Genomic DNA, 16,006 nt, shown 5'->3' on the forward strand with positions numbered 1-16,006 from the left:
AAGCAGGGCCCCATAACCACCGGCCAACGCGGTCGAAAACAAAGCCTGCAATAGGCGCCTGTTTCAGATCGCAACGGCACGGCGTGGGTCCCTGCTTTCGCAGGGACGACGATGAACCGTGCTGGATCTATTCGTCCACGAACGTCACGGTGTCGGCGATGCTCGCGCGCGTGGTGCGGTAGCTGTTGGCCTTGTGGTCGCGGTCGGGATATCCGAACGAGATTCCGCACACCACCCGGCGATCCTCGCCGAGGCCGAAATGCCGGCGCACCACCTCGGAATGAAACGCCAGCGCGGCTTGCGGGATCGTGGCGATGCCGAGCGCCTGTGCTGCCAGCATGAAGCTCGTGACATAGCCGCCGCAATCGATCGCGCCATAGACGCCGAGCGCCTCGTCGGTATGCACGATGGCGACGTGCGGCGCGCCGAAGAAGTTGAAATTCTCCAGCGCCTGTTTGGCGTAGCCGTTTCTGTCGCCGCGGGGGATGCCGAGCGAATTGTAGAGCTGGAAACCGCTTTCGCGCCGCCGCTCCAGATAGACCCCGCGATATTCTCGCGGGAACGGAAAATCGCCGGTGTTCGGCTTGCCGCTGGAGGCTGTGCCGTATATCAGATCGCGGAATTTTGTGGTCGCCGCGCCAGAGGTGATCTCGAGCCGCCACGGCTGGCTGTTGCACCACGACGCGGTCTTCTGCGCCGCCGTCAGGATGCGCTCGATGGCCGCGCGCGGCACCGGATCGGGTTTGAACGCGCGGCAGGAAAATCGCTGTGCCAGCAGGTCTTCCAAAACCTCGATCGGCGCAGTATCGGTTTTATAGTCCATCACGTCATCTTCCCTTGGTCGGGATCTTGTTGAACGGCACGTCCTTGTCGACGCGGATGTCGCCGGGGAGCCCCAGCACGCGCTCGGCGATGATATTGCGCAGGATTTCATCGGTGCCGCCGGCGATGCGCATCGACGGCGAACTCAGCAGCATCTGCTGGAACTGGCCATGCGCAGCCTCCTCGTCAGCGCCGGTAAGGACGCCGGCCGCGCCTTCCAGATCCATCGCGTAGCTTGCGATGTCCTGCAGCATCGTGCCTGAAACGAGCTTGCCGATCGAATTCTCTGGACCCGGCCGCTCGCCCTTCGACAACGACGAGATCGCGCGGTAGCTGGTGTATTTCAGCCCGCTCGCCTTTACTGCCCAACTCGCCAGCTTAGAGCGCGTGGCGGGATCGTCGATGGCGAGCCCGTCATCGGTCATCAGGTTCGAGCAGAACTCGAACATTTCGGGGAAGCCGGTCGCGAGCCGCGAACCGATCGACATGCGCTCGTTCATCAGGGTGGTCAGCGAGACGTTCCAGCCGTCACCGACGGCGCCAAGACGCTGGCTGTCCGGGATCACGACGTCGGTGAAATAGACCTCGTTGAACTCCTGCATGCCGTTGGCCTGCTTGATCGGCCGCACCTCAACGCCTTTGCTCTTCATGTCGAGGAAGAACATCGTCAGGCCCTTGTGCTTGGGCACATTGGGATCGGTGCGCGTGATCAGCAGACCGTAATCGGAATAGTGCGCGCCGGAGGTCCAGATCTTCTGGCCATTCACCATCCAGTTGTCGCCCTTCTTTTCAGCGCGCGTACGAAGACCCGCGACGTCGGAACCGCCGGCCGGCTCCGAGAACAGCTGGCACCAGATATGTTCGCCGGAAGCGAGCTTCGGCAGATAGTGACGCTTGTGCTCCTCGCTGCCGAAAGCCATCACCGTCGGCCCGCACATGCCCTCGCCGATCTGAAACGGCTGCGTCAGCTTGCCGTAGACGCCTTCTTCCTGCTGCCAGATCACCTTCTCGATCGGGGTAGCGCCGCGGCCGCCATATTCCTTCGGCCAGTGCAGGCAGGCCCAGCCGCCTTCGGCCTTTTTCTTCTGCCAGGCCTTGCCGACATCGACGATTTCTTCCTTCTTCAGCTTGATGCGGCCCAGCGAGGACTTTGACAGTTCTTCCTCGAATTCCCTGGGCGCATTGGCGTCGATCCACTTGCGGGCCTCGGCGCGGAACGCGGCTTCCTGCGGGGTGTCGTCGAAATTCATGGCTGGTCCTCTCGCGCCGGTCAGGCGCGTCCCTTGGTCGGTATCTTGTTGAACGGCACGTCCTTGTCCACCCGGATGTCGCCGGGCAGGCCAAGCACGCGCTCGGCGATGATGTTGCGCATGATCTCGTCAGTGCCGCCCTCGACCCTTGTGCCGGGCGCGCGCAACAGCATCGCCTGGAATTTTCCGGCGACCTCGGCGTCCTCGGGCCCGCTCAGCACACCGGCGGCGCCCTGCAGGTCCAGCGCGTACATCGCGACGTCCTGCACCATCGAGCCTGCGACCAATTTCCCGATCGAGTTCTCCGGTCCCGGACGCTCGCCCTTCGACAGCGCCGAAATCGCCCGCATGCTGGTGTATTTCAGCCCGCTCGCCTTCACGGCCCAATTCGCCAGCTTCGAGCGAACATTGCGGTCGTCGATGGCAAGGCCATCTTCCAGCATCAGACCGCTGCAGAACTCGAACAATTCCGGGAAGCCGGTGGAGACCCCCGCGCCGATCGACATGCGCTCGTTCATCAGCGTGGTCAGCGACACGTTCCAGCCGTCATTGACGGCGCCGAGCCGCTGGGAATCCGGGATTCTCACATCGGTGAAGAAGACTTCGTTGAAATCAGACTGCCCGCTGGCCTGCTTGATCGGCTTGACCTCGACGCCGGGGCTTTTCATGTCCAGGAAGAACATGGTGAGCCCCTTGTGTTTTGCGACGTTGGGATCGGTGCGCGTCAGCAGGATGCCGTAATCCGAATAACGCGCGCCCGAGGTCCAGATCTTCTGGCCGTTGATGATCCAGTCGTCTCCCTTCTTTTCGGCGCGCGTGCGCAGGCCCGCGACGTCGGAGCCACCAGCGGGCTCGGAAAACAACTGGCACCAGATGTTTTCACCGGATGCGAGCGGCGGCAAATAGCGCCTTTTATGCTCCTCGCCGGCAAACGCCATCATGGTCGGGCCGCACATGCCGTGGCCAATGATGAACATGCCCGAGAGCTTGCCGAACGGGCCCTCCTCCTGCTGCCAGATCACCCACTCGATAGGCGTAGCACCCCGGCCGCCATATTCCTTCGGCCAGTGCAAGCAGGCCCAGCCGGCATCCGCCTTCTTCTTCTGCCAGGCCTTTGCGACCTCGAGGATGTTGGCGCCCTTGAGCGCGGTGCGGCCGAGCGAGGATTTGCGCAGCTCTTCCTCGTACTGCTTCGGAGCATTGGCAGCGATCCAGGCCCTTGCCTCGGCGCGGAACGCGGCTTCCTGCGGGGTGTCATCGAAATTCATATTCTTAATCCTCGACCGCGTTCATACGTTTATATTCGCTTCGTAGGATGGGTTGAGCGCAGCGATACCCATCGTTAAGCACCGTATTGTGATGGGTTTCGCTGCGCTCAACCCATCCTACGGTCGTCTCAAGCCGCGTTGCGCTTGCGCATGCGGTCGATCAGCGCGTCTTCCCAGTAGGAGAGCGAGCCGAGCGACAGCGCCATCGCGTTGGAGCGGCGGTAATACAGATGGCAGTCGAACTCCCAGGTGAATCCCATGCCGCCATGGACCTGGATGTTGTTCTTGGAGCAATGCTGAAACGCCTGCGTGGCGCTGATGCGCGCGGCAGCGGCGGCTTCCGGCAGTTCCGAGGCGTTGGTCGAGAGCGCCCAGGCGCCGTAATAGCAATTCGAGCGCGCCAGCGTCGCTGAGACATACATGTCGGCGAGCATATGCTTCACCGCCTGGAACGAGCCGATCGGCCGGCCGAAGGCGATACGGTCGAGCGCATAGTCGCGGCCCATTTCCAGCGCGCGGTCGGAACCGCCGACCTGCTCGAATGCCATCAGCACCGCCGCCCGGTCGAGCACCTGCGCGATCACGCCCCAGCCTTCGCCGGCACGCGCGAGCGGGTCGGCCTTGGCGTTCTTGAAGGTCAGTTCAGCCTGGCCGCGCGACGGATCGACACTTGTCAGCGCCTTGGCCTCGACGCCGCCGGCTTTCGTGTCGACGAGGAACAGCGAAATATCGGAATCACGCCCCGTCGATCCCGTCCGCGCGGCGACAATGACAAAATCGGCGATGGCGCCGTCGGGCACCGGCTTCTTGACGCCGTTGAGGCTGCCGCCGGAAGCCTGCATCTTGATCGCCGCAGGCGACGGATTACCCTTGCCTTCGAACAGCGCCAGTGTGCCGATCGCTTCGCCCGATGCGATTTTCGGCAGCCATTTCTGCTTCTGCGCGTCGGAGCCCGCAAGCATGATCGCCTCCGCCGCAAGATAGATCGTCGACGAAAACGGCACCGGCGCCAGCGCGCGGCCCATTTCTTCGGCGATCACGCAGAGTTCGAGGTGACCGGCACCGGCGCCGCCGAATTCTTCCGGAATCGCTATGCCGAGAAAGCCCATCTCGGCGAGGCCCTTCCACAATTCCTTGTCGTAGGCAGCGTTGCCATCCAGCACCGCGCGCACCGCCTTCGGCGCGCATTTTTCGGCAAGGAACTTCCTCGCCTCGTCGCGCATCTGCTTTTGTTCGTCGGAGAAATCGAAATTCATGGCGGCGCACCTCTTTACCTGCTGTCATTCCGGGGCGCGTTGAAAACGCGAACCCGGAATCTCGATGTAAGTTAGCTCTGGATTCCGGATCGGTCCGAAGACGGACCGTCCGGAATGACGGCTTGATGGTTCAGCGTTTCTTCCCTCAGTTCAAGATAATCACGTCCTCTCCCGGCGGATCGGCATAGAGCCGATCCACCAGCGCCGCGCGGCGTTCGAGGCCGGCGCGCTGGTTGATGTAGCCCTTGTCGGTCAGTTCGTTGCCGTCGATCGAGGCCGGCTCGACCATCAGCATGGCGCGCGCGACCCGCATGCTGCTGGCGCCTTCGGCCGAGTTGTTATGCGCCTGCAAGCCCTGCTTCAGGCACGCCAGCACTTGCGGATGTCTTACGACGTCCTCGTAACTCGCCTCCGTATTGCCGACGATCTGGCGGCAGGCGTGCAGATTGGGCCAGGCCAGCAGGCCGACAAAAGGGCGGTCCTGCCCGGCGACCAGCGCGTCCTGCACCACCGGCGTGGCCGCCGCGATGGCGTCGGTGCGCAGCGAGCCGACGTGAACGAAGGTGCCGGTGGTGAGCTTGAAATCCTCCACGACACGGCCGGCGAAGATGATGCCCTGCACGGGATCGGCGGGGTCGACAAATACACCGGCGTCGCCGATGCAGTAAAAGCCCTCTTCGTCGAACGCGGCCTTGGTCAGATCGGGGCGCCCAAAGTAGCCGGGCGTGACGTTGACGCCGCGCAGGCGCAATTCATATTTCGAGCCGACCGGCACCATTTTCAGTTCGACGCCGGGAAACGGCAGCCCGATCAGGCCGACGCGCTCGGTGTCCCAATAGGTCCCCGTCGAGGTCGGTGCGGTCTCGGTCGAGCCCCAACCGGTGTAGAACACGATGCGTTCGCCGGTGGCGCGCACCGCGAGCGCCTGCATCCGCTCATAGAGATCGTCGGGCAGCCGCGCGCCGCCATAGGCCATGACCTGCAGATTCCCAAAGAAGCTGCGGCATAGCGCATCATCCTTTTCCATCGCCGCTGCGAGCGCGGCGTAACCGGCCGGCACGTTGGCGTAATAGGTCGGGGAGACCTCACGCAGATTGCGGATGGTCTCCTCGAACAGGCCCGGCATCGGCCGGCCGTCGTCGATATAGAGCGTACCGCCGTCGACCAGCACCGGATGGAACGCGGCGTTGCCGCCCATGGTGTGATTCCAGGGCATCCAGTCGAGGACGGTCGGCAGCGTCGCGCCGGTGTCGCGCGGCCGCACCTGCATCATCATCGCCGCATTGGCGCACATCATCTCCTGGGTGTTGATGACGGCCTTGGGCATCCCGGTCGAACCCGAGGTGAACAACAGTTTTCCCACCGTATCCGGCGTGATCCTTGCGATCGATTCCTCGACGGCGTGCGTCACCGGCGTTGCCGCGAGATCGGCATAGGCGACGCTCGGGACGCCGTCGCAGGGGCGCGCGACGTGAACGACCGTGACACCGTTGAGATCGAGCGCCTTCAGCGCTTTCTCGAAGGCTGGGCCATCCTGCACCATCACGACCTTCGGCTTGATCAGGTCGAACAGATATCTCAGCTTGACGTGATCGTGACTCATCAGCGAGTACGCCGGCGACACCGGTGCTGCCGGAAACCGTGCCTGCATCGCGGCCTGCGTCATCAGCGCATGCTCGATCGAATTGCCCGAAAGGATCGCGACCGGGCTGCCCGGCTCGAGTCCGAGATTGAGAAGCGCTTGCGTCAGCGCATCTACGATGCGCTTGGCCTCGCCGTAGGAGACTTTGCGCCATTGCCGCTCGGCGCCGGTGCGCTGCGCCAGCCAGATGCGGCTGGGCGCTTCCTTTGCCCATTTTGTCAATGAGGCCGGGATATGCTTCTCATAGGATTTCAAGGGAATCCGCGATTTGAGCACGATGACGCCGTCGGGCCGCCGCTCGACCGCGATATCGCGCTTCAGCCATTCGATCTTGCGAAAGGCCGGCTTGGTCAGGACCGCGGCCGCATTCCCACTCATATTGCGTCTCCCGAAATATTGGTCCGTTTTCGGATCCTTGTCGCTAGCGCTTGATATAGACAGGCTTTCGCTTCTCAAGGAAGGCCCTGATGCCTTCGTTGAAATCTTCCGAGCGGCTGCACAAGACCTGGTTGCGGTCTTCCATTGCGATCACGGCTTCAATCGAGCCGGCGTCGACACTCATGTTGAGGCATTCCTTCGACAGCCGCAGGCCCACCGGCGAGGCCGTCATCATCGCGTCGACATAGGGAGCAGCGGCAGCTTCAAGTTGGCCTTCTTCAACCACCTCGGATACCAGGCCGACCGTCAATGCGCGCTCGGCATGGATAAAGCGCCCGGTCAGGATCAGCTCGGATGCCACCGACACCCCGACCAGCCGCGGCAGGAAATAGCTGGTGCCGATGTCGCAGCCGCCGAGCCCGAGTTTGATGAAGGCGCAATTCATGCGGGCCGATCTGGTGGCGATGCGGATGTCGGCCGCGAGCGCCAGCGCAAAACCGCCGCCGGCCGCGGCGCCCTGCACCAGCGCGATGATCGGCTGCGGACAGCGCCGCATCAGCATCACGATGTCGGCGATCCGGCGCTGCGAATCGAGCGACTCGGTGACGCCGGGCGGTTCCTGCTGCCCGGCGCGGCGTGCCATCGCCTGCTTGAGGTCGAGGCCGGCGCAGAACGAGGCGCCCGCGCCCTTCAGCACCACCACGCGGGTCGAACGATTGCGCTGCAGGCTTTCGAAATAACCATTCAGAGCGTCGATCAGCGAGGGATCGAGCGCGTTGAGGCTTTCCGGGCGATTGAGCGTCACCCGGTCGACCCCGTCGTCATGTTCGATCAGGAGCGATTGTGTCACGAAGCGCTCCCTCTCACCGTCGTCCCGGCGAACGCCAGGGACCCATACGCCGTGCCGTATCGTGCTGGCATGGTGGCCGAGACCTTCCTTCAACAAGAACCGCCGCGGAGTATGGGTCCCGGATCGCGCTCGCTTCGCTCGCTTGTCCGGGACGACGAGTGAAAATTACCGCGGCGCCATGCGGATGGCGCCGTCGAGACGGATGGTCTCGCCGTTCAGCATCGGATTTTCGACGATGTGGACCGCGAGGTTGCCGTACTCGCTAGCGTCGCCGAGCCGCGCCGGGTGCGGCACCTGGGCGCCCAGGCTCTTGCGGGCTTCCTCGTTCAGGCCCATCAGCAGCGGCGTCAGGAACAGGCCGGGCGCGATGGTGTTGACGCGGATCTTCTGGCTGGCGAGATCGCGCGCCGCCGGCAAGGTCAGGCCGACCACGCCGCCCTTCGAGGCGGAGTAGGCGATCTGCCCGATCTGGCCTTCATAGGCCGCGACGCTGGCGGTGTTGATGATGACACCGCGTTCTTCGCCGATCGGCTCCGCGGTGATCAGGCGTTCGGCGAACAGCCGCAAGCAGTTGAAGGTGCCGATCAGGTTGACGTTGATGATGCGGACGAATTTCGCCAGCGGATAGACGCCGTCCTTGCCGACGATGCGCTGCGAGCCGCCGATGCCGGCGCAGTTCATCAGCACGCGCGCGACACCATGGGCGGCCTCGGCTTTGGCGATCGCCGCCTTGATCGCGTCCTCGTCGGTGACGTCGGCATGGAGCGCAACGCCCTTCACTTCGGCCGCGACCTTCTCGGCGTTTTCCTTGCTCTGGTCGATGATGCCGATTTTGGCGCCCTTGGCGGCCATGGCGCGGGCGGTGGCCGCACCCAGGCCCGAGCCACCACCGGTGATGAGAACGGCAACGTCTTTCAACTGCATGATAGAACCTTTCCTTGGGCGTTTCTTGTTAGGGGCGGATGACGAGTAGCGAATGGCGAATGGCGAATGGCGAATGGCGAATAGAAAAACAGAGATCCGTTATCTGCGTTCTAGTTTCTTCTTCCCCATTCGCTACTCGCCATTCGCTATTCGCTTTTTTTCAGCATGCCTCCGCAAATCAGCGCTTCCATGTGTCTTATGTACTGGCGGCAGACCTCGTCGGTGACCGGACCGACGCCGGTCGCGCGCGACATCGCGTGCCGTCCGAAGAACAGGTGATCGCAGGCGCCGATCAGGCTGGTGTAGAACAGCACCGGATCGATGTCGCGGAATTCACCGGCCTTGGTGCCTTCGGCAAGCAGACGGCGATGAAAGTCCAACAGCGGCGCGACGAAAAACTTCGACACTTCGTCGGCGGCCTCCGGGGTGCTTTCATGCAGGAGATAATGGATCAGCCGGTTCATATAGGGAAACTGGTGATAGGCGCGGATGATGCCGCCGATATGCAGCTTCAATTTCGCGGTCGGCGCGATCGGCTGCGCCAGCAGATATTCGAGATTCGCCACCTCGGTTGCGGCGTCGCGTGCCAACAGCGCCAGCAGCAGGCCGTCCTTGTTGCCGAAATGATATTTCACCAGTGCGGCGTTGACACCGGACTTTTGGGCAATGTCGCTCAGGGATACTTCGATCGACGAGCGCTCGATCATCAGCTCGCTCGCCGCGACCAGGAGCTTGTCGGCAGTTGCGTTCTTCGCTGCCGGAAGCCTGGTCGGTATGCTGGTATTCAACTGTGATCCCATGACCTGCCTGCCGGGGAATTCCGCGGCGCAGATAACCCGATGCGCGGCCCGCACTCAAGAGTTAATTGATTGATTGACTAAATCCCGGGACATCCCTTAAATCCGGCCCATCCTTCAGAACCCCAGCCAAAAACAATCAGGGAGAACAGTCATGGCCGAGGCCTATATCGTCGCCGCAGTCCGTACCGCGGGCGGCCGCAAGGGAGGCCGGCTCGCCGGCTGGCATCCGGCCGATCTCGCCGCTTCCGTGCTCGATGCGCTGGTCGAGCGCTCCGGCGCCGCCCCCGACCAGATCGAGGACGTGATCATGGGCTGCGTGATGCAGGCCGGCGAACAGTCCAACAACGTCGCGCGTAACGCCATCATGGCATCGAAGCTGCCGGAAAGCGTGCCCGGCACGTCGATCGACCGGCAGTGCGGTTCGTCGCAGCAGGCGTTGCATTTCGCGGCGCAGGCTGTGATGTCCGGCACCATGGACTGCGTGATCGCCGCCGGCGTCGAATCCATGACGCGGGTGCCGATGGGCACGCCGAGCGTGCTCGCCGCAAAAGCGGGACTTGGCACCTACAAGAGCCCGGGCATCGAGAAGCGCTACCCGAACATCGTGTTCTCCCAGTTCACGGGTGCGGAGATGATGGCCGAGAAATACGGCCTGTCGAAGGACGAACTCGACGAGTACTCCTATAACAGCCACCAGCGCGCCATCGCCGCGACGCAAGCCGGAAAATTCAAGGACGAGATCATCCCGCTGCAGATCACCCGCGCCGACGGTTCGACCGATACCCACACCATCGACGAGGGCATCCGCTTCGACGCCAGCCTCGCCGGCATCAAGGGCGTCAAGCTGATCGCGGAAAACGGCAAGCTCACCGCCGCCAGTTCCAGCCAGATCTGCGACGGCGCCTCCGGCGTGATGGTGGTCAACGAGCGGGGCCTGAAGGCGCTCGGCGTCAAGCCGATGGCGCGGATCCATCACATGACCATGATGGGCGGCGATCCTGTGATCATGCTGGACGCCCCGCTGCACGCCACCGAGCGCGCGCTGAAGAAGGCCGGCATGGGCATCGACGACATCGACCTGTTCGAGGTCAACGAAGCCTTTGCTTCGGTGCCGACGGCCTGGCTGAAGACCACCCGCGCCGACCCGGCAAAGCTCAATGTCAACGGCGGCGCGATCGCGCTCGGCCACCCCCTGGGCGGCTCCGGCACCAAGCTGATGACCACGCTGATCAACGCGCTGAAGCAGCGCAACAAGCGCTACGGCCTGCAGACCATGTGCGAAGGCGGCGGCATGGCCAACGTGACCATCGTCGAGCGGCTGTAACAATAAAAGCCGAATAGCGAGTGGCGAGTAGCGAATGGTGATTAGGTGAAGGGCCACGATTTGCCTTTCTTCCCTATCCGCCATTCGCTATTCGCCATTCGCATATTGAGGAAACACCCATGACCCATCCGTCGGTGCACGCCCGCACCCAGCCGAACAAGATCGCCTATCGGATGGCCGGCACCGGCAAGGCGATCACCTATCGCGAGCTCGACGAGCTATCGAACCAGGGCGCGCATCTCTTTCGTTCGCTCGGCCTGAAGGCTGGCGACCACATCGCTTTCCTGATCGAGAACAGGCTCGCCTTCATGGAGATCTGCTGGGCGGCGCAGCGCTCCGGTCTGTATTACACCGCGATCAGCCGCTACCTGACGAAAGATGAGATCGCCTATATCGTGAAGGATTGCGGCGCCAAGGTATTCATCACCTCGCCGAAATGCGCCGAACAGGTCAGGGAACTCGTGACCGGCGCGCCTGGCGACCCGATCTTCTACATGCTCGACGAGCCGCTGCCCGGCTTCCGCTCGTGGGACAAGGAAGCGCTGGCGCAGCCGACCACCCCGATTGCGGACCAGGAAGCCGGCTACGACATGCTCTATTCGTCGGGCACCACCGGCCGGCCCAAGGGCATCAAGCGGCAATCCGAACACAACCCGATCGAACGGCCGAATCCGTTCCTGAAAATTCTCTGCGCCGACATGTGCGGGATGAATTCCGACAGCGTCTATCTGTCGCCGGCGCCACTTTATCACGCCGCTCCCTTGCGCTTCAACATGATGGCGATCACGCTTGGCGGCACTTCGATCATCACGGAATCCTTCGACGCCGAGGAATTTCTGAAGCTGGTCGAGAAGCACAAGGTCACCCAGTCGCAACTAGTACCGACCATGTTCGTGCGCATGCTGAAACTGCCCGAGGAAGTGCGCCGGCGCTACGACGTCTCGTCGCTGAAAGGCGCGATCCATGCCGCGGCGCCCTGCCCGATCGACGTCAAGGCGAAGATGATCGAATGGTGGGGGCCGATCCTGATCGAATATTACGCCGGCTCCGAAGGCAACGGCGTCACGGTGTCGACCTCGCAGCAATGGCTTGATCATCGCGGCACCGTCGGCCGCGCCGTGGTCGGCAAGGTGAAGATCCTGAACGAGAACGATCACGAAGCGCCCACGGGACAGATCGGCACGGTGTATTTCGCCGACGCGCCGGTTTTCGCCTACCACAATGATCCCGAGAAGACGAAGCGCGCCTATAACGTCAGGGGCTGGTCGACGCTCGGCGATGTCGGCTATTTGGACGACGAAGGCTTCCTCTATCTCACCGACCGCAAGAGCTACATGATCATCTCCGGCGGCGTGAACATCTATCCGCAGGAGACCGAGGACGTGCTGATCACCCACACTGACGTCGCCGATGTCGCGGTGTTCGGCGTGCCGAACGAGGAGATGGGCGAAGAAGTCAAGGCGGTGGTGCAGCCGCATGACATGGCGAAGGCCGGCAAGGAATTCGAGGCCGAACTGATTTTATTTTGCCGCAAGCATCTGTCGCCGATCAAATGCCCGAAGAGCATCGACTTCGCGGCCGAACTGCCCCGCACGCCCACCGGCAAGCTGGTGAAGCGTCATCTGCGCGACAAATACTGGCCGAAGGCGGCGGCGCGGGTGTAACGCACAAATCTCGTGTTAATCGTCGTCCCGGCGAACGCTGAGACCCATAAGCACTGATGTTAAATAGGGAGGGGATTGCCGCCCAGGCTTGCACGCCATACACATTGGTGGCTATGGATCCCGGCTCGCGCTTCGCTTGGCCGGGACGACGCGAGGAGGAGAGTGCCGCTCATGAACACAACCACCACCCTCCCCGCCATCCCCCTTCCACCCGGCATTCGCTCGCGCTTCGTCGGTGACATCAACGGCTTGCGCATGCACGTGCTCGAAGCCGGCTTCGAGACGCACGGCCGGCCCGGCGTGCTCTTGCTGCACGGCTTTCCCGAGCTTGCCTTCAGCTGGCGCAAGGTGATGCCGGCATTGGCAGAGGCCGGCTATCACGTGATCGCGCCGGACCAGCGCGGTTATGGTCGCACCACCGGATGGGACGGCGACTACGATGGCGACCTTGCCTCGTTCCGGCTCACCAATCTGGTGCGCGACGCGCTCGGCCTGGTGTCGGCATTCGGCTACGCCAGCGTCGATGCCGTGGTCGGACATGATTTCGGCTCTTCCGTCGCCGCCTGGTGCGCGCTGCTGCGGCCTGACGTGTTCCGATCGGTGGCGCTGATGAGCGCGCCGTTCGCGGGGCCACCGCAACTGCCGTTCGATACGGCCGATCAACCGCCGCAGCCGAAACGCGAGGATCCCGTGCATCGCGAGCTCGCCGCGCTGCCGCGTCCGCGCAAGCATTATCAATGGTACTATTCGACACGCGAGGCCAACGCCGACATGCAGCGCGCGCCGCACGGCGTGCATGATTTCCTGCGCGCCTATTACCATCACAAGAGCGCGGACTGGAAAGACAACAAGCCGTATCCGCTCAAATCCTGGTCCGCGGGCGAACTGGCAAAGCTGCCGACCTATTACGTGATGGATCTCGCCAAAAACATGGCCGAGACGGTGGCGAAGGCAATGCCCGGTGCGGCTGTCATTGCCGCCAACCAATGGCTGTCCGACCGCGAGCTTTCGTTCTACAGCGCCGAATATCAGCGCATCGGATTCCAGGGCGGCCTGCAATGGTATCGCTGCGGCACGTCAGGCGAATTCACAGCCGAATTGCAGATATGGTCGGGCCGCACCATCGATGTGCCCTCCTGTTTCATCGCGGGAAAACAGGATTGGGGCATCTATCAGCGCCCCGGTGTCTACGAGGCGATGCAGCAAAGCGCCTGCACCCGCATGCTCGGCGCTCACCTGATCGAGGGTGCCGGCCACTGGGTGCAGCAGGAGCAACCGGCCGAGGTCAGCCGCCTGCTGCTGCAATTCCTGAAGCAGGCCACAGTGCAAGCGCAATAAACCCCACTTCTCCAAATATCGGCTTCAAGCGGCCGGCGCGACAACGATGGCGGAACGATCCCGGGTTGGCCGCGTTGCGGTACGGGCAATGCTCACTGGAAATGCTCATTGGAGAGACTTTATGGACAAGAAGATAGCCGGACTTTTGGGAGCGGTGGCGACGCTCGGGGCAATGAACGCCGCTCAGGCCGCCCCGACGCCGGCCCCGACAGACGTGATGCGGGCGAATTCATTCGCCGACCTGCTCGAACCCATCCCGAACGCGGCCAGATTGCTGCAAGCCATCGATGAATCTGCTCCGGCTCAGCCTACGGACCCGAACATCCAGTTGGCCCAGATCGTCATCGGGGTCGGCCGTGACCACCACCATCACCACCACCATCATCATCATGCATACCGGAACCGCATCGTCGTGGTGCCGCGCTATCGGCATCATCACCATCACCACCACCACCATCATCACAGCTTCTATCGCCGCGACTATTGAGGTCGGGCGGCATCGGCTGATGCGAAAACAGGACCCCAAGGGGTCCTGTTTTTTTGCGCCTGATCCTGACGCGTTTTCTTCACGCGAACCGGTGTCCACTTTGCTCGAAAGCGGCTTAGTCCTGCCGGGCCTTTTCCTTGGCGGCGCGGTGCAGATGCCGATAGGTGCCGTCGAACACGGTATCGGACGATGAAGTCCATTCGGTGCCAGCCGAAAGCTTCGGCCGGCTATTATAGATCCGGCGCGCCTGCAGCTCGCGTTCGGCGGCTTCTTCCTCGTTCATCGGTTCGAGCTCGAAATTGGCTTCCTCGGGGATCACGATGATCTGCGCGAACGGCTCGTTCGGCCTGAAAATGTGGGTGCGACCCTCGGCCGGCGCCTTGAACACGCAGAAGAACATCATCGGCCACCAATTGCGGATCAGCGCTGGCACCGCGATCGGCACGGTTTCGGTGGGGTCGGTATAAAAACGCGGGTGCGGTTCGGTCCGGACCGCCATGCCCTTTGGGACCTTGAGATCGAGCAGAATCTGGTAGGTATAGAAAGTGTCGCCGAAATTCCGGAATGGCGGCCACTGCACGCCCCCATCCGGTGGCGGACCCCAGTCGCCCTCCAGAACCAGCTGGCCATCCCTGGTGGTGACGTACAGCTCGTTGTCGTAGGGGTAAAACAGCTCGATCCCGTATTGCGCGCCTTCCGAAAACGGCACGCAATGCCACACCTGCTCACGCGAACCATTGGCGCGGGGTTCGCGCTTTCCAGCCCATCCGGGAATCTCGAGCTTGGTCCGGCGCGGCGCGAGGCGCGGATCGTTCAACCGGTATTTGACCTTATCCATGCGATCTCCCGCGGACGTTCCCTGCAACGATGGAACTCGAACGGCCGGACGGCTGGAACGGTTCCATTTCGTGGCAGGGGAAAATCATGCGAAAGCGGCTTTATCACGCGCGCGGTGAATTTGACCCCATCAGGCTAAGCCCCTATATGTTTAGAACCGTTCTAAAAGTATCCTTGGGAAGCTTTGATGAAGAATTTCGCCGATTTGACCGAGCGCGAGGTGCTGGCGGTCGCGATCTCTGCGGAAGAGGAGGACAGCCGCATCTACATGACCTTCGCCGAGGACCTCGCGGAACGTTATCCGGAATCGGCCAAGATCTTCGAGGAGATGGCGGAGGAGGAAAAAGGCCATCGCCACATGCTGCTGGAGATGTACGAAAAGCGGTTCGGCCCGAACCTTCCGCCCATCCGAAGGGACAATGTCAGGGGATTTTTGCGCCGCCGGCCGATCTGGCTGACCAAGAACCTGTCGCTCGATGCCATCCGCAAGGAAGTCGGGACGATGGAGTTCGAAGCCGAGCGCTTCTATGTGAAGGCAGCCGAGCAGACCCAGGATGTCGGCGTACGCCGGTTGCTCGGCGATCTCGCGGAAGCCGAAAAGGGCCACGAGAAAGTCGCGGCCAAGCTGACCGACCAGATCCTCAGCCCGGATGTGCGCGCGGAAGAGGACAAGACACGGCGGCGCATCTTCGTCCTGCAATATGTGCAGCCCGGCCTCGCCGGATTGATGGACGGATCGGTATCGACGCTGGCGCCGTTGTTCGCGGCGGCCTTCGCGACGCATCAGAACTGGCAGACCTTTTTAGTCGGCCTGGCCGCCTCGATCGGCGCCGGCATCAGCATGGGTTTTGCAGAGGCCTTGTCCGACGACGGATCGCTGACCGGGCGCGGGTCGCCCTGGCTGCGCGGCGTGACCTGCGGCGCGATGACGACGCTCGGCGGCCTCGGCCACACTATGCCGTATCTGGTTCCCGACAGCTGGGCCAATGCGTTCTGGATCGCGACTGCGATTGCCGGGATCGTCGTGTTCTTCGAATTGTGGGCGATCGCCTATATCCGCACGCGCTACATGGACACGCCGTTCCTGCAGGCGGTGTTCCAGATCGTGCTCGGCGGCGCCATCGTGCTCGCGGTAGGCATTCTCATCGGCGCGGCGTAGCGCAAAT

The 16,006-nt window shown here is 62.7% G+C and carries 14 protein-coding genes; 5 read left to right on the forward strand and 9 right to left on the reverse strand.

Features of this window, described 5'->3' with window-relative positions:
- Positions 1-127: 127 nt before the first annotated feature.
- From B5525_RS05745 to B5525_RS05780, 8 genes are all read right to left on the reverse strand, one after another.
- Complete coding sequence (locus B5525_RS05745; protein ID WP_079565139.1) at positions 128-823, reverse strand: nitroreductase; 696 nt, start codon at positions 821-823, stop codon at positions 128-130.
- 4 nt (positions 824-827) lie between these two features.
- Positions 828-2,072: an acyl-CoA dehydrogenase gene (locus tag B5525_RS05750; protein ID WP_079565140.1), complete on the reverse strand. Its 1,245-nt coding sequence runs from the start codon at positions 2,070-2,072 to the stop codon at positions 828-830.
- Positions 2,073-2,092: 20 nt separating this feature from the next.
- Positions 2,093-3,340 carry an acyl-CoA dehydrogenase gene (locus B5525_RS05755; protein ID WP_079565141.1) on the reverse strand — a complete coding sequence of 416 codons (1,248 nt, stop codon included), beginning with the start codon at positions 3,338-3,340 and terminating at the stop codon, positions 2,093-2,095.
- A gap of 128 nt (positions 3,341-3,468) precedes the next feature.
- On the reverse strand, positions 3,469-4,596 hold the full coding sequence (locus B5525_RS05760; RefSeq protein ID WP_079565142.1) for an acyl-CoA dehydrogenase family protein: 1,128 nt from the start codon (positions 4,594-4,596) through the stop codon (positions 3,469-3,471).
- Between the two features lie 145 nt (positions 4,597-4,741).
- The gene (locus B5525_RS05765; RefSeq protein ID WP_079565143.1) at positions 4,742-6,616 is read right to left on the reverse strand and encodes an AMP-binding protein; all 1,875 of its coding nucleotides are present in this window, start codon (positions 6,614-6,616) and stop codon (positions 4,742-4,744) included.
- Positions 6,617-6,659: 43 nt separating this feature from the next.
- Positions 6,660-7,466, reverse strand: a complete 807-nt coding sequence (locus tag B5525_RS05770) for an enoyl-CoA hydratase/isomerase family protein (protein ID WP_079565144.1) — start codon at positions 7,464-7,466, stop codon at positions 6,660-6,662.
- Positions 7,467-7,631: 165 nt separating this feature from the next.
- On the reverse strand, positions 7,632-8,390 hold the full coding sequence (locus B5525_RS05775; protein ID WP_079565145.1) for an SDR family NAD(P)-dependent oxidoreductase: 759 nt from the start codon (positions 8,388-8,390) through the stop codon (positions 7,632-7,634).
- A 146-nt stretch (positions 8,391-8,536) separates the two neighbouring features.
- Entirely contained in the window at positions 8,537-9,190 is a 654-nt protein-coding gene (locus B5525_RS05780; RefSeq protein ID WP_079572982.1) for a TetR family transcriptional regulator, read from the reverse strand.
- A gap of 151 nt (positions 9,191-9,341) precedes the next feature.
- Here B5525_RS05780 and B5525_RS05785 point away from each other — a divergent pair, with 151 nt between their 5' ends.
- The 4 genes from B5525_RS05785 to B5525_RS05800 all read left to right on the forward strand — a co-directional run bounded on the left by B5525_RS05785 (position 9,342) and on the right by B5525_RS05800 (position 14,003).
- Positions 9,342-10,514, forward strand: a complete 1,173-nt coding sequence (locus tag B5525_RS05785; RefSeq protein ID WP_079565146.1) for an acetyl-CoA C-acetyltransferase — start codon at positions 9,342-9,344, stop codon at positions 10,512-10,514.
- Positions 10,515-10,633: 119 nt separating this feature from the next.
- A complete protein-coding gene (locus B5525_RS05790) occupies positions 10,634-12,178 on the forward strand; it encodes an acyl-CoA synthetase (protein ID WP_079565147.1) in 1,545 nt (514 codons plus the stop codon).
- A gap of 171 nt (positions 12,179-12,349) precedes the next feature.
- On the forward strand, positions 12,350-13,516 hold the full coding sequence (locus B5525_RS05795; protein WP_079565148.1) for an alpha/beta hydrolase: 1,167 nt from the start codon (positions 12,350-12,352) through the stop codon (positions 13,514-13,516).
- 121 nt (positions 13,517-13,637) lie between these two features.
- Entirely contained in the window at positions 13,638-14,003 is a 366-nt protein-coding gene (locus tag B5525_RS05800) for a hypothetical protein (protein ID WP_079565149.1), read from the forward strand.
- A 115-nt stretch (positions 14,004-14,118) separates the two neighbouring features.
- On the opposite strand, the gene B5525_RS05805 is transcribed toward B5525_RS05800, so the two are convergent.
- Positions 14,119-14,841: a hypothetical protein gene (locus B5525_RS05805; RefSeq protein WP_079565150.1), complete on the reverse strand. Its 723-nt coding sequence runs from the start codon at positions 14,839-14,841 to the stop codon at positions 14,119-14,121.
- 186 nt (positions 14,842-15,027) lie between these two features.
- On the opposite strand from B5525_RS05805, the gene mbfA reads away from it, so the two are divergent.
- A complete protein-coding gene (gene mbfA, locus B5525_RS05810; protein ID WP_079565151.1) occupies positions 15,028-15,999 on the forward strand; it encodes an iron exporter MbfA in 972 nt (323 codons plus the stop codon).
- Positions 16,000-16,006: the final 7 nt, after the last annotated feature.

It is taken from the genome of Bradyrhizobium erythrophlei (assembly GCF_900129505.1).
Classification (GTDB): Bacteria; Pseudomonadota; Alphaproteobacteria; order Rhizobiales; family Xanthobacteraceae; genus Bradyrhizobium; species Bradyrhizobium erythrophlei_D.